General features: G+C 72.4%; 12 protein-coding genes. 6 read left to right on the top strand and 6 right to left on the bottom strand.

Features of this window, described 5'->3' with window-relative positions:
* Positions 1-16 precede the first annotated feature (16 nt).
* Positions 17-865 (bottom strand): helix-turn-helix domain-containing protein, encoded by an 849-nt coding sequence (locus tag ACIF6F_RS36750; RefSeq protein ID WP_399957929.1) that lies wholly within the window; start codon positions 863-865, stop codon positions 17-19.
* A gap of 363 nt (positions 866-1,228) precedes the next feature.
* Positions 1,229-1,645 carry an ATP-binding protein gene (locus ACIF6F_RS36745; protein WP_399957926.1) on the bottom strand — a complete coding sequence of 139 codons (417 nt, stop codon included), beginning with the start codon at positions 1,643-1,645 and terminating at the stop codon, positions 1,229-1,231.
* 154 nt (positions 1,646-1,799) lie between these two features.
* Between ACIF6F_RS36745 and ACIF6F_RS36740 the strand changes: the two genes are divergently transcribed.
* The 4 genes from ACIF6F_RS36740 (at position 1,800) to ACIF6F_RS36725 (ending at position 4,020) form a co-directional block, all read left to right on the top strand.
* Positions 1,800-2,657, top strand: coding sequence for a helix-turn-helix transcriptional regulator (locus tag ACIF6F_RS36740; RefSeq protein ID WP_399957923.1), 858 nt, complete (start codon positions 1,800-1,802; stop codon positions 2,655-2,657).
* On the top strand, positions 2,654-2,902 hold the full coding sequence (locus ACIF6F_RS36735; RefSeq protein WP_399957920.1) for a DUF397 domain-containing protein: 249 nt from the start codon (positions 2,654-2,656) through the stop codon (positions 2,900-2,902). The genes ACIF6F_RS36740 and ACIF6F_RS36735 overlap by 4 nt, the downstream gene beginning before the upstream one ends.
* Positions 2,903-3,017: 115 nt before the next feature.
* Positions 3,018-3,212, top strand: a complete 195-nt coding sequence (locus tag ACIF6F_RS36730; protein ID WP_399957917.1) for a hypothetical protein — start codon at positions 3,018-3,020, stop codon at positions 3,210-3,212.
* A gap of 34 nt (positions 3,213-3,246) precedes the next feature.
* Positions 3,247-4,020, top strand: a complete 774-nt coding sequence (locus ACIF6F_RS36725; protein WP_399957914.1) for a transglycosylase domain-containing protein — start codon at positions 3,247-3,249, stop codon at positions 4,018-4,020.
* Here the strand turns inward: ACIF6F_RS36725 and ACIF6F_RS36720 are convergent.
* From ACIF6F_RS36720 to ACIF6F_RS36710, 3 genes are all read right to left on the bottom strand, one after another.
* Positions 3,962-4,837 (bottom strand): geranyl diphosphate 2-C-methyltransferase, encoded by an 876-nt coding sequence (locus ACIF6F_RS36720; RefSeq protein ID WP_399957911.1) that lies wholly within the window; start codon positions 4,835-4,837, stop codon positions 3,962-3,964. The genes ACIF6F_RS36725 and ACIF6F_RS36720 overlap by 59 nt on opposite strands.
* 48 nt (positions 4,838-4,885) lie before the next feature.
* Positions 4,886-6,163 carry a family 2 encapsulin nanocompartment cargo protein terpene cyclase gene (locus tag ACIF6F_RS36715; protein ID WP_399957908.1) on the bottom strand — a complete coding sequence of 426 codons (1,278 nt, stop codon included), beginning with the start codon at positions 6,161-6,163 and terminating at the stop codon, positions 4,886-4,888.
* A gap of 103 nt (positions 6,164-6,266) precedes the next feature.
* Positions 6,267-7,712 (bottom strand): family 2B encapsulin nanocompartment shell protein, encoded by a 1,446-nt coding sequence (locus ACIF6F_RS36710; protein WP_399957905.1) that lies wholly within the window; start codon positions 7,710-7,712, stop codon positions 6,267-6,269.
* 341 nt (positions 7,713-8,053) lie between these two features.
* Between ACIF6F_RS36710 and ACIF6F_RS36705 the strand changes: the two genes are divergently transcribed.
* Entirely contained in the window at positions 8,054-8,839 is a 786-nt protein-coding gene (locus ACIF6F_RS36705; RefSeq protein WP_399957902.1) for an SDR family oxidoreductase, read from the top strand.
* Between the two features lie 1,130 nt (positions 8,840-9,969).
* Positions 9,970-12,564: a bifunctional FO biosynthesis protein CofGH gene (locus ACIF6F_RS36700; RefSeq protein WP_399957899.1), complete on the top strand. Its 2,595-nt coding sequence runs from the start codon at positions 9,970-9,972 to the stop codon at positions 12,562-12,564.
* A 17-nt stretch (positions 12,565-12,581) separates the two neighbouring features.
* Here ACIF6F_RS36700 and ACIF6F_RS36695 read toward each other — a convergent pair whose 3' ends face one another.
* On the bottom strand, positions 12,582-13,841 hold the full coding sequence (locus ACIF6F_RS36695; RefSeq protein WP_399957896.1) for a calcium-binding protein: 1,260 nt from the start codon (positions 13,839-13,841) through the stop codon (positions 12,582-12,584).
* Positions 13,842-14,176: the final 335 nt, after the last annotated feature.

The following is a 14,176-nucleotide window of genomic DNA, read 5'->3' as shown; positions in this document are numbered from 1 at the left end:
AGTCATCACCTTCATGCTAGGCAGCCTTTCTGTCGTCGGCCGTGCAGGCGGGGCAGCGGCCGGGGGTGGGGGCGCGGAAGGCCAGGTCGCAGCCGTCGCAGTTCTGGAGGGGGTGGTGGGGGCGGTCCCGGGTCGGGGGTGGGGGCGGGGCGTGGAGCGGTGCCGGGAGGAGCGGGGGCAGCAGGTCGCGGAGCCGGTACGCGAGGAGGCCCGCGGGGTTGCGGAGGTTGTCCGGGACGGTGGCGGTGAGGGTGCGGCGGATGCCTTCCGGGGGGACGCCGCGGACCAGCCATTCCACGACGCCGGGGGCGAGGCGGCGGATGTCCTCCTCGGAGAGCAGCAGGCGGGGATCCCGGGCCCGTAGTCCGGCCAGCAGGTCCGCCGCCTCTCGTTCGAGGGGGGAGGGGGTGGGTGGGGGCACGGGTGCGGGGGGTGGTTCGGGGGTCGGGGCCGGGGCGGGTGGGATGGGTGGGATGGGTGGGGGTGCGGCCGGGGCGGGTGGGGGTGCGGCCGGGGCGGGTGCGGGTGCGGCCGGGGCGGGTGCGGGTGGGGGTGGGGCCGGGGCCGGATTCGGGGTTTCCTCGGGCGTCGGGTCCGGGGGTGGGGTTTCGCAGGTGGGGACGTTGTACGAGACCGTGCGGGTGATGACCTTGCCGGTCACGAGGCGGAGGCGGGAGCGGCGGAGGTAGCCCGCGGCCTCCAGTTCGCGGAGGGCCCGGCCGATGCGGTGCTCGCTTTCGGGGAATCGCTCGGCGAGGGCCCGGATGCTGACGGGGGCGCCCTCCGGCAGCGACTGGATGTGCACCGCGACGCCGATCGCGAGGAGCGAGAGGGTCTCGTGCTGGGCGAGTTGGTTGCCGATCACGGTGAACCGCGTCGTGAGGGGGACGTTCGCGTGAACGACTCCGGCCAGGCCACCGGATCGGGCGGTTCCCGCGCGATTGCGGGTGTGCGCGGGCAGGCCCGCGCTAGGCTTCTGGAAGACCATCGGGAAGGTGCTTCTTCCTCGTGGATCAGGCCCTCGGCCGGGATTGCAGTCCCGCCGGGGGCCGTCTCATGTCTGTTGGCTTGTGGCGCGAGCATATGCCCGCCAACCGGGCCCGAATCCAGCCGAGTTCGCATAGTTCACCCGACCGAGCGAAGAGCCGGGGAGCGGGGGGCTGGAGGGGTTTTGGTCTGGTGTTTTCCTGCGGTTCTTTGTCTTCTACAGACCTCGGGGCGGACTGCCTCACGGCCCACCGGGACGTAGGTTCCCAGGACCCGGTCCGATCACCAGTTCGGCCCACACGGTCTTGCGCGGGGCGGGTCCGAGGGCGACTCCCCAGCGGTCCGCGAGTGCCGATACGAGCGCCAGGCCGCACCCCGAGCGCCCCTCGTCCGGCAACCGGTCGGCCCGGGTGTCGGCCACCTCGATACGGAGCGTGTCCGCGTACACGGCCAGCCCGAGCTGGAAGTCCCGGCCGGGCACACGTCCGTGCGTGATCGCGTTCACGGCCAGCTCGGCGACGACCTGCGCCGGATTCTCCAAGGGAAGCCCCCAGGAGCGGAGTTGCTCGACGGCGAGGAGGCGGGCGAGGCGGGCGCCGCGCGGGGTGGCGGAGAGCTGCACGCTGAAGAGGAGGAGCCGGGGAGTTTCGAGATTCATGTCACTCAGCGTGGCGAGCCGTGCCTACCGTGGACAGCGACAGCGCCCGTGCGTACGGAGACTGTCCGGTGCTTGTCCGGTCCTGTCCTGCCTGTCCGGCCCACCGGGAGGGGTACGGCGCGGTTGAGGTTGCCAGTACGTGGGAGGTGCGCTGATGGGCGAGGGCGACGAGGACAGGGACGAGCCCGGCTGGGACGTCGACCCGGAAGACGAACAAGGTGCGGCGGTCATCGCAGCCGTGGGGAGGCAGCTGAAAGTCTGGCGCGAGACGGCCGGGGTGCGGGTGGCGGACTTCGCCAGGCGCATCGGGTACGGGGAAGACCTCGTCAGGAAGGTCGAGGCCGGTACTCGGATCCCCCGCCCCGAGTACCTGGACAAGGCGGACAAAGCCCTGGAGGCGGGCGGCCGCATCCTCGCCATGCGAGAAGACGTGGAGCCGGTCCGGTACCCGAAGCGCGTGCGGGGGTTGGCCAAGCTTGAGGCTCGCGCGGTCGAGTTGTGCGCCTATGGCAACCACAACCTGCACGGCCTCTTGCAGACGGAGGAATACGCCCGGGCCCTGTTCGAGATGCGCCTTCCCGCCCAGACGCCCCAGGAGATTGAGCGCGGCATTGCGGCTCGCCTCGGCCGACGTTCCATCTTCGAGCGGGTCCCCGCTCCCACGCTCAGTTTCATCCAGGAGGAGGTGACCCTCAGGCGTCCGATCGGGGGCAAGATGGTGATGCGTCGCCAACTCGAACGCTTGCTGGAGGTGAGCCAGCTTCGAGGCGTGACGATCCAAGTGATGCCGACCGATCGCGACGAGCATGCGGGAATGGGCTGCCTCATCCACGTGCTGAAGTTCCTGGACGGTACGGGAGTTGGTCGCGCGGAGGGCCGGTTTCACGGCCGGACGGTCACTGACGCCAAACAGCTCCGAGTCCTCGACCTGTGCTATGGCATGATCCGTTCCCAGGCCCTGTCGCCCCGGGAATCGGTGGCCTTCATCGAGCAAGTGCTGGGAGAAACATGATCCACAAACCCGAGCTGGAGTGGTTCAAGAGCAGCTACAGCGACAGCGACGATGTAAACGACTGCATCGAAGTGGCCTGGGCCAAGAGCAGCTACAGCAGCAGCAGCGAAGGCGACGACTGCGTCGAGGTGGCCGCCACCCCCACCGCCGTCCACGTCCGTGACTCCAAGGCCGTCCCCGGACCCCAGCTGGCCTTCGGAACCGCCGCCTGGGCCGGGTTCGTCGCGTACGCCGCCTCCCGCTGACGCCGTACCGCCCTGTGCGGGAACTTCCGTACGGGACCGAACCCCGTACGCGTTTTGATCATCCTCCGGGTCGGAGCGTCGCTGCCCCCACGCGACACCGGCACCGAGGAGGCCCATGTCCCGCATGCGCATCGACTACCCCCGGCGCGGGCGGCGCGGGCGGCGGCGGTGGACGCCCTCCTGGAAGCTGACCGGCGGCCTGTTCCTCCTCTTCGGCTGCGCCCTCGCCGCCCTCGTCACCGTCGTGTACCTGCGGATCGAGATACCCGGCGAGCAGGAGGTCGCGCGCCGGCAGGCCACCGTCTACTGAGGTCCAGGGCGGTTCGACCATCACGCAGCAGTACGTGAAGAACACCTACCTGAGCCAGGACCAGACCGCCGAGCGCAAGGTCAGGGAGCTCTTCCTCGCCGTGAAGGTCAGCAACCGGATGCCCAAGGCGGAGATCCTGGAGGGCTACCTCAACACCTCGTGGTTCGGCCGGGGCGCGTACGGCGTGCAGGCCGCCGCCTACGCCTACTACGGCATCCCGGCCGCGAGGCTGGACCCCGGCCAGGCGGCCCTGCTCGCGGCCGTGCTGAAGGGCGCGGAGGGCTACGACCCGTCCCTGAGCGCCGCCAACCACGCGCGCGCCGTGGACCGCTGGGAGTGGATCCTCGACCGGCAGGTCGAGACGGGGAGGATGAGCAAGGCGGAGCGTGCGAAGTACACCGTGTTCCCCGAGCCGAAGACGCCCGCGAAGCCGACCAGCCAGGCCGGGCAGATCGGCTACCTCGTCGACGTCGCCAACAAGTACCTGAAGAGCCGCACCGGCCTCACCCCGGCCGTCCTGGGCCGGCAGGACCGGGCCGAACGACCGCATGAAGTCGGCCTGGTACATCGGCATGACGCCGGAGCCGAGCACCTCGATCGGCATGTTCCGCACGAAGCCCGGCGTCACGCAGCTGCTGCCCATGCAGGGCGTCGGCGGCCCCGGCTCCGAGCGCGGGAGCGCCCTGCCGCCGCTGATCTGGAAGGCGTACGACGGCTCCTCCTGACCAGTGGCGGCCCGGGGCCGGGTGTCAGACGCGGTCGGCGGCGATCAGGACGTACTGGAACGAGCCGTCCTCGTAGGACTTGATGAACGCCTCCTCGATGCCCGTGACCAGAGAGGACGTGGCGCGGAGCTTCCAGTAGGGCAGGGTGTCCGGGGTCAGGTCGATGACGGCCTGGGGGACGAGGCGGTTGTCGGCCATCGCCTTGAGGTACTCGCGGCGCGAGTGGATGTTGCACTCGAAGTGGGCGTTGATCTGCGAGACCCACTTCGACGGCTGGCCGTACTTCGGGTTCCAGCAGCCCGTGATGGTCACGTAGCGGCCGCCCACGCGGAGGACCCGGGAGTGCTCGGCCATCAGGTCGTCGAGGTCGACGTACATGCTGGACTCGTTGTTCCACGAGCCCGCGGCGGAGCCCTTCTCGAAGGGCATGTCCAGCATGTTGCAGACGCGGGCGCGCACGTGGTCGGCGATGCCCAGCTCGGCGGCGCGGCGGTTGCCGAACTCGGCCTGCTTGGCGGAGAGGGTGACGCCCTCGACCTTGCAGCCGAAGCGCTGGTGGGCCATGACGGACGAGCCGCCGCGGCCGCAGCCGGCGTCGATCAGCAGGTCGTCGCGGCCGATGGCGCCGAGGTGGTCGAGCAGCACCTCGGCCTGCGCGGACTCCAGCCGGTGCAGCTCGGCGATCAGCTTCTTCTCGTACTCGCTCTCCTCGGGGTCGCCGAGGGCCTCGTGGTCGATCGCGCCGATGCCGTAGTGGTGGTGGTAGAGGCCGTCCACGTCGCCCAGCTTCAGGTTGACCGGACGGGCCTCGCCGTCCCAGTAGCGCGCGATGTCGCCCTGGTAGGGGGTGGCGGCGGCGGGAGCGGGGATGAAGGGGCTGGTGCTGACGGTGCTGGTCACTTGGAGATCCGTTCCTCTTAAGCAGAAAGGGGGTTGGCAGAAGGGGGGTTACCAGAAATCGGGCAGGCTGTAGCGGTAGGTGTTCGTCATGTGCCAGTAGTGGTTGCCGTCGACCCACACGGCCACGCCGCGCAGGAAGCGCTGCACCATCGGGACCGGCCAGGCGGCGGCCAGCCGGGCGGCCGCGGCCTCGAACTCGCGCATGAGGTCGTTGTGCACCTCGACCGCCTTGAGGTAGGCGTCCTTGTCGGAGACGCCCTCGCGCTCGGCGATCACCACGGGGAGGTTCAGGTGCTTCCCGGGGCTGTTGAGTTCCTTGGTGTACGAGTACAGGTCGTTGACGATGGTCGTGGCGTTGCCCGCGAGGGCGATCACCTTCTGCATCTCCGGCTGGGCGTGCAGGTCGGCGGGGAGTTCGTAGCCGCCGATGGTGTCGGTGATGGTGGGGCAGGGACGGAAGTTGTTGAACTGCCGCATCGCCAGGTACTCGTAGACGTGCGGGACGTACTCCGTCTGGGCCCAGGCGGCCTCGGCGAGGTAGCCCAGGTGGAGCCGGGCCATGTCGTGGCGGTACCGGTCCGCCTGGGAGGCGCTGGCCTGTCGTACGAAGTACTCCATGGCTGAGCGGTAGGCGCGGCGCGGGGCGTCCGAGTGGAGGGACTCCGCCCAGTCCGGCCCGTACTCCGCGGTGGTGTGGACGGGGTCGAGGGCGGTGTGCGCCAGCAGGAGGCGGCCGCCGAGGCCGACCGGGGAGCCGCCGTGGTCCTCGCAGTAGCAGTCGTCCACGACGTTCTCGGCGACCATCAGCCGCGTCGCGATCATCAGGTGGTCGACCGTGGGGGCGTCCGGGTGGCAGGCGACCATGTAGCGGCCGACGGAGAAGCCGTCGAACTGGTCCTCCCACTCGGGCGGGTACAGCTCCACCTCGTCCACCGCCCAGGTCTTGATGCGGCGGCTGACCTCCTCGACGCGGACCGGGTCGGGCTCGGGGACGGGGTGGTAGTAGAGGCCTGGGATGGGCGTGCCCTGGGGGGCGGTGGTCTCGGTGGGCGGCTCGGTGGCCTGTGCGGGAAGGTGCGGGGGCTCCGGCGTCGCTGCCGGCGTCGCCGCGGGCGGGGTCTCGCGGGGGGCCTCACGTGGGGCCTCGCGCGGGGTCAGGAAGAGGCCCGCCGTGCCGAGGCCGCTGGGGCCGCGCAGGATGCGGTCCAGGGCGGGGTTGCCGGGGGCCGCGGGGGCGGCCTCGGGTGTCGGCGGGGGCGGGGGCGTGGAATTCGGCAGTGAGGGAGGTGTGGTGGTGGGCAGAGGCGAAAGCCCTGGCTCGGGCATCCGTGGCTCCTAGATGAGGCGGGGGTGGGCTGTCCCGGGACCCGGGCGCGGTCGGCCGGCCCGGGGGTGTCCGGGCTGTGGTGGCCGTGGGGCGGGGCAGGTCCTACTCATCGTGCCGACGGGCGATCTGCACGTTCTCCAACACGCCGAGCGCGTCAGGCACAAGGATGGCGGCGGAGTAGTAGGTGGTGACGAGGTAGGAGATGATCGCCTTCTCGTCGAGGCCCATGAAGCGGACGGAGAGGCCGGGTTCGTACTCCTCCGGCAGGCCGGTCTGGTGGAGGCCGATGACGCCCTGCTTGTCCTCGCCGGTACGCATCGCGAGGATCGAGCTGGTGTTCTCCTTGCTGATGGGGATCTTGTTGCACGGCAGGATCGGTACGCCGCGCCAGGCCGGGACCTGCTGCCCGCCGACGTCGACGTGGTCCGGGTACAGGCCGCGGGCGTTGAACCCCCGCCCGATCGCCGCGATGGTCCTGGGGTGGGCCAGGAAGAACCTGGTGCCGCGGCGCCGGCAGAGCAGCTCGTCCATGTCGTCCGGGGTGGGCGGGCCGGAGTGGGGCTGGATCCGCTGCTTGAAGGCGGCGTTGTGGAGGAGCCCGAACTCCCGGTTGTTGACCAGCTCGTACTCCTGGCGCTCGCGCAGCGCCTCGATGGTCAGCCGGAGCTGCTCCTCGGTCTGGTTCATCGGGCCGTTGTAGAGGTCGGCGACCCGGGTGTGGACGCGGAGGATGGTCTGGGCGACCGACAGCTCGTACTCGCGCGGCTTGAGCTCGTAGTCGACGAAGGTGCCCGGGAGTTCGTGCTCGCCGGTGTGTCCGGCGGACATCGCGATCTCGGCCTCGCCGTGACGGTTCTGCCGCTGCCGGGGCAGGGAGGCGAAGCGTTCGACGTGGGCGCGGAGGTGCGGGGTCCGGTCCAGCAGGGCGGTGAAGTCGGCGCGGGAGAGGGTGAGGAGCGTGCCGGCGGTCTCGGCGGTGGCGGTGCTCTCGGTGGTGGCGTCCGGGTCGAGCAGGGCGTGCTCGCCGAAGTGCTCGCCGTCCGCGAGGACGGCCACCGCGAGCTCGTCGCCGTACTTGCCGGTGGCGGTCTGGCGGATGCGGCCGTGCGCGATCAGGTGAATCCGTTCGGCAGGGGTGCCGGCCTCGACGATGACCTCGCCGGGCCGGAAGTCGCGCTGGACGCAGCGGGCGGCGAGCTCGGTGAGCACGTCCACGTCGTCGAAGTCGCGCAGCAGGGCGAGTTCGCCGAGCTCGCGGGGGATGACGCGGACGTCGGCGCCGTCCTGGACGAACTCGATGCGGCCGTCGCCGACGGTGTACGTGAGGCGGCGGTTGACCCGGTACGTGCCGCCCTTGGTCTCCACCCACGGCAGCATCCGCAGCAGCCAGCGGGAGGTGATCTCCTGCATCTGCGGGGCGGACTTGGTCGTGGTGGCGAGGTTGCGGGCCGCGGCCGTGCCGAGACTGGTGTGCGGGGCGTCGGCCTGCCGGCCGCGGCTCGGCGGGGTCGGCTCCAACTGCGCGTCCGGACTGGCGTCCACCGTCATCGGGCGGGCTCTCCTTCGTGTGACAGGGGCGGAATTTCCGGGCATTCCGACCGGATCCGGGAGCACAGTAGACGGCCGCGCGCCGGGTGGGCGCACGGAAGCCGGGGGCATTACCTCGATGCGGTGATCTTGGGTCTTGATGCGTTTGCGGGGCGGGTGGTTGGCGTTCGGCCAGGGGGTGGCGGATTCCGGACAGGGGGGTGGGGGGTGCGGGGGTTGGGGGTGGGGGTGCGTGCCGTGCGGGTCCGGCGGACGAAGCGGTCGCGGGGCTTCCATCCGGGCGGGCGGCGGCCTAATCTGACGCGCCATCAGCTATTGCCGGAGCCGGGAGGCGAGCACGCATGCTGCTGCAAGGGAAGACCGTCGTGGTCTCCGGGGTCGGGGCCGGGCTCGGGCACCAGGTGGCCGCGACCGTCGTGCGGGACGGCGGAAACGCGGTGCTGGGCGCCCGTACGGAGGCCAATCTCGCCAAATCCGCCGCCGAGATCGACCCCGACGGGCGGCACACCGCGTACCGGCCGACCGACATCTCGGACGAGGCCCAGTGCGAGGCGCTGGCCGCGCTGGCGGTGGAGCGGTTCGGGGGGATCGACGCGGTGGTCCACGTCGCTGCCTGGGACTCGTACTTCGGGGGCCTGGAGGACGCGGACTTCGGCACCTGGCAGCAGATCCTGGACGTGAACCTGCTGGGCACGCTGCGGATGACGCGGGCCTGCCTGCCGGCGCTGAAGGCGGGGGGCGGCGGGTCGGTGGTGATCATCGGCACCCAGTCGGCGGTGGCGGCGCCGTCGCAGGTGCAGCAGGCGGCGTACGCCGCGTCGAAGGGCGCGCTGACGTCCGCGATGTACTCGATGGCCCGGGAGCTCGGGCCGCACCGGATCCGGGTGAACACCGTGCTGCCGGGGTGGATGTGGGGGCCGCCGGTGCAGGCGTACGTGACCTTCACCGCCCATGGCGAGGGCGTGGAGGAGGCGGAGGTGCTGGGGCGGCTGACGGAGCGGATGGCTCTGCCGGAGCTGGCGACGGACGGGGACGTGGCGGATGCGGTGGCCTTCCTGGCGTCGTCGCGTGCGCGGGCCATTACGGGGCAGTCGGTGCTGGTGAATGCGGGTGAGCTGATGCGGTGACGCTGCGCTGCGGGTCCCGTGCCGGTCCCGTGCCGGGTGCGGGTCCCGTGCCGGTCCCGTGCCGGGTGCCGGGGCCGTTTCGTGGGTGGGTGCGGCGGCGTGCTGGGTGCGGGTCGTTGCCCTGCGGGGCTGGTCCCTCCCCCAGCTACCGCTGGGAGGTGCCCCCAACCCGCCCTTTCTCCGTTTCCCGGGCTTCGCCCGGACCCGTTGCGGGGGCTCCGCCCCCGTACCCCCGCTCCTCAAACGCCGGAGGGGCTGGATCTGCCGGTAGCGCTGGATATCCCTGCGGCGCGGGAGATGCCCGCGGCGCGGGAGATGCCGGCGCCGCGGAGGTGCTGGCGGCGCGGATGCCTGCGGCGCGGGATATCCCTCCGGCGTGGAGATGTCGGCGGCGCGGATGCCTGTGGCGCGGAATGTGCCGGCGGGGGCTGGGTTCGGGCGGCGAAATCCAGCCTCGCCGGCGTTTGAGGAGTTGGGGGCACCCCCAGCGGTAGCTGGGGGAGGGTCTGGGGCAGAGCCCCCAGTTCGGGATGGGGGTCCCCCCGGACGAAGTCTGGGGGAGGGCGGGGTGGGGAAACGGCTCCGCGCAGCGGCAACGGCCCGCAGCACGACGGCGCCGCACACGACACAGGGCCGGCACGGGCGCGCACGGTACGGGTGCTGCTCGGGCAGGGGGCCACTGCGCGTGCGGGTGAGACCCGGCAAGGGGGCGCGACGGCACCCGGACGGGGGCCCGTTGGGGACGGGCTGCGCCCGGGCGGGGGCCAGCAAGGGGGCGGCACCCCGACAGGGGACCGTGGGCGAGGACGGCACCCCGACACGGGATCGTGGGCGAGGACGGCACCCCGACAGGGGACCGTGGGCGAGGACGGCACCCCGACAGGGGACCCTGGGCGAGGACGGCACCCGGACAGCGGCCCGTGAGGGCGGATGGCGGCCCGGTAGGGGGCGTAGAGGCGGGTGGCGGCCCGGTAGGGGGCCTCAGGGGACGGGTGGCACCCGGCAAAGGGGCTCGACTGCACCCGGACAGGGGCCCGTAGGGATGGGTGGTGGCCCGGTACGGGGCCTGCAGGGGAGGGGAAACGGACATCGGCGGTGGAGAAGAAGTCGGCGAATCGTATGCTCCAGGGATGACCATGAGCCCCGGCACCGGACCCACCACCAACGCCATGCGCCGGGCCCTCAAGAGGGCCCGCGATGGGGTCGCGCTGGACGTCGGCGAGGCCGCCGTGCTGCTCCAGGCCCGAGGGGCCGACCTCGACGACCTGGCCGCGTCCGCGGCACGGGTGCGCGACGCCGGGCTAGCGGCCGCCGGGCGGCCGGGGGTGATCACGTACAGCAAGAGCGTGTTCATCCCGCTCACCCGGCTGTGCCGGGACAAGTGCCACTACTGCACCTTCGCCACCGTCCCCGGCAAGCTCCGCAGGGACGGGCACGGGATGTTCATGTCCCCCGACGAAGTGCTGGACATCGCGCGGCGCGGGGCGGCCGCCGGGTGCAAGGAAGCGCTGATCACCCTCGGCGACAAGCCCGAGGACCGGTGGCCCGAGGCGAAGGAGTGGCTGGAGGCGGCCGGGTACGAGGACACCATCTCGTATGTGCGGGCCATCTCCGTGCGGATTCTTGAGGAGACCGGGCTGCTTCCTCATCTCAATCCGGGCGTGATGTCCTGGGCGGACTTCCAGCGGCTCAAGCCCGTCGCCCCCAGCATGGGGATGATGCTGGAGACCACCGCCGAGCGGCTCTGGTCCGAGCCGGGGATGCCGCACCACGGCTCCCCCGACAAGGAGCCCGCCGTACGGCTGCGGGTGCTGGAGGACGCGGGGCGGTCCTCCGTTCCCTTCACCTCCGGGCTGCTGATCGGCATCGGGGAGACGTACGAGGAGCGCGCCGAGTCGCTCTTCGCGCTGCGCCGCGTGTCCCGGGCGTACCACGGCGTCCAGGAGCTGATCATCCAGAACTTCCGTGCCAAGCCGGACACGGCGATGCGCGGCATGCCGGACGCCGAGCTGGACGAGCTGGTGGCCACCGTCGCCGTGGCGCGGCACATCATGGGGCCGGCCGCGTGCCTGCAGGCGCCGCCGAACCTCGTCGACGGCGAGTACGGGCGGCTCATCGGCGCCGGCATCGACGACTGGGGCGGCGTCTCGCCGCTGACCATCGACCACGTGAACCCCGAGCGGCCCTGGCCGCAGATCGAGCGGCTCGCGGAGCAGTCCGCCGCGGCCGGCTTCGAGCTGCGGGAACGGCTGTGCGTGTACCCGGAGTTCGTGCTGCGCGGCGAGCCCTGGCTCGACCCGCGGCTGCTGCCGCACGTCCGGGCGCTCGCCGATCCGGAGACCGGGCTGGCGCTGCCGGACGCGGTGGTCGAGGGGCGGCCGTGGCAGGAGCCCGAGGAGGTGTTCAGCCCGAGCGGCCGCACCGATCTGCACCAGACCGTCGACACGGAGGGCAGGACCGGCGACCGGCGCACCGACTTCGACGCCGTCTACGGGGACTGGGGCGCCCTGCGCGAGGCCGCGGCGCCCGGGATGGCGCCCGAGCGGATCGACACCGACGTGCGGGCGGCGCTGTCGCAGGCGGCCGACGACCCGACGCGGCTGACCGACGCCGAGGCGCTGGCGCTGCTGCACGCGGACGGCCCGGCGCTGGACGCCCTGACCCGGATCGCGGACGAGCTGCGCCGCGCCGTGGTGGGCGAGGACGTCACGTACATCGTCACGCGGAACATCAACTTCACGAACGTCTGCTACACCGGCTGCCGGTTCTGCGCCTTCGCGCAGCGCCGCACGGACGCCGACGCGTACACGCTGTCCCTGGAGCAGGTGGCCGACCGGGCCGAGCAGGCCTGGGACGTCGGCGCGGTCGAGGTGTGCATGCAGGGCGGCATCCACCCGGACCTGCCGGGGACGGCGTACTTCGACATCGCCCGGGCGGTGAAGGAGCGGGTGCCCGGCATGCACGTGCACGCCTTCTCGCCGATGGAGGTCGTCAACGGCGCGACGCGCACCGGGATGTCCGTACGGGACTGGCTGACGGCGGCGAAGGAGGCCGGCCTCGACTCGCTCCCGGGCACGGCGGCCGAGATCCTCGACGACGAGGTCCGGTGGGTGCTGACCAAGGGCAAGCTGCCGGCCGCCGACTGGATCGACGTCGTCTCGACCGCGCACGAGCTGGGCATCCGCTCCTCGTCCACGATGATGTACGGGCACGTGGACCAGCCCCGGCACTGGCTCGGGCACTTCCGCACGCTGGTGGACGTGCAGCGCAGGGCGCGGGAGAAGGGGGTCGCGGGCTTCACGGAGTTCGTGACGCTGCCGTTCATCCACACCAACGCGCCGGTCTACCTGGCCGGGATCTCCCGCCCGGGGCCGACGATGCGGGACAACCGCGCGGTGACGGCGATGGCGCGGCTGCTGCTGCACCCGTACATCACCAACATCCAGACGAGCTGGGTGAAGCTGGGCACGGAGGGTGCGGCCGAGATGCTCCGCTCGGGGGCCAACGACCTGGGCGGCACCCTGATGGAGGAGACCATCTCCCGCATGGCGGGCTCGGGTTACGGCTCGTACAAGTCCGTACGGGACCTGGAGGCGGTGGCCGAGGCCGCCGGGCGCCCGGCGAAGCCCCGTACGACGCTGTACGGGGAGGTCCCGGAGGAGCGGCGGCGGGCGGCCGCCGCTTCGGACGGCCACCTGCCGGAGCTGCTGCCGGTGCTGGACTAGGGGTTCCCTCAGGGCTGTTACGGGACGTTCGTGACCGTCTCGCAGCGGACGGCGATGTCCGCGGTGCCGGTCTCGCCGTCGCAGGTGTCGGTGGCCGTGCCGCCGTCGAGTACGTCGTCGTCGGGGCCGCCGTGCAGGGCGTCGGCGCCGTCCTGGCCGCGGAGGGTGTCGTTGCCGCCGGCCGTGCCGGCGGTGGCGTCCCCGTCGTAGTTGCTGTTGTCGCCGAAGATCTCGTCGGCTCCGCCCCCGCCGTCGATGCGGTCGTGGCCGGCGGCGGTGGCCGAGGCGTCCCCGACCGAGCTGTCGCCGATCAGGATCTCGTCGGCGCTGCCGCCAGTGATGCGGTCGTGGCCCGCGCCCCGGGCCTGGCCTCCCGCGGCAGAGTTGATGTTGTGGTCGCCCAGCGCGAAGAAGCCGCCGTCGGTGCCGAGGTCCAGGAGGTCGTCGCCGCCGCTGCCGACGGCCGCCGTGACGCCCTCGCTGTCGCCGACGATGGTGTCGACGCCGAGGCCGCCGCGCAGGACGTCGTCACCGGCGCCCGTTCCCGTGCCCTGGAAGGGCGCGGCGGAGTCCCCGAGCAGGCCGTCGTCGCCGTTCCCGCCCTCGATGAGGTCGTGGCCGCCGCCGGCGGCGTCGCCCTCGAAGGCGACGCTGTCGCCGGTGATGTGCTCGTCGTCGCCGTCCCCGCCGTAGATCCGGTCGTGGCCGCCGCCGAGGGCGTTCCCTGCGCCGTCGCTTTCGGAGTCCCCGACCAGGAAGTCGGCGCCGGGGCCGCCGTCGAGGAGGTCGTTGCCGCCGCCGCGGGCGTTGCCGCTCGCGGTGAAGGAGTCGCCGACCATGTCGTCGTCGCCCTCGCCGCCGCGCAGTTCGTCGTGGCCGCCGCCCTGGACGTCGCCGCTGGTGGCCGAGGCGTCGCCGCGGATGATGTCGTTGCCGGCGCCGCCGTCGAGCCGGTCGCTGCCCGTCCCGCCGGTCAGGCGGTCGTTGCCGCCGAGGCCGCAGATGAGGTCGGTGCCGCCCCGGCCGTCGATCGTGTCGGCCGCCGCCGAGCCGACGATCACGTCGTTCCCGGGGGTGCCGGTGAGGGTTCCCGTGCCGGTGAGGGTGGCCGGGATGCCGAAGCAGGTGGGCGGGGCGGCTGCGGGGGCCGTGCCGGGCGCGGGGGCCATGCCGGGCGCGGCTGCCTTGCCGGCTGCCGTGCCGGCTGCCGGGAAGGCCAGGGCGACCAGCGCCGCGGTTGCCGCGGTGACGACGCCTGCCTTGATGATGCGTGCCATTCGGGTTCCTCCTCCGACGGTGCCTGGCGACACCCGGGAGGACTGCCCGGCCGGAGCGGCCGGGCCGCGGCGCTTGGGCCGGGCGGCCCGCAAAGTCCTTCGTACGGGTGTGCCCGTGGGGGCGTCGGGGGTGCCGGTCCCGTGCCGGGTGCCGGTCCCGTGCCGGGTGCGGGCCGTTGTCGGGTGCGGGTCGTTGCCCTGCGGGGCTGGTCCGTCCCCTACCCGCCCTTTCTCCGTTTTCCGGGCTCCGCCCGGACCCGTTGCGGGGGCTCCGCCCCCGTACCCTCCCCCAGCTACCGCTGGGGGTGCCCCCAGCTCCTCAAACGCCGGAGGGG

This window comes from Streptomyces sp. NPDC086023 (assembly GCF_044540325.1).
Lineage (GTDB): Bacteria > Actinomycetota > Actinomycetes > Streptomycetales > Streptomycetaceae > Streptomyces.
Note: the sequence above shows the minus strand (reverse complement) of the source record. Positions and strands in the feature narration are given on the sequence as shown.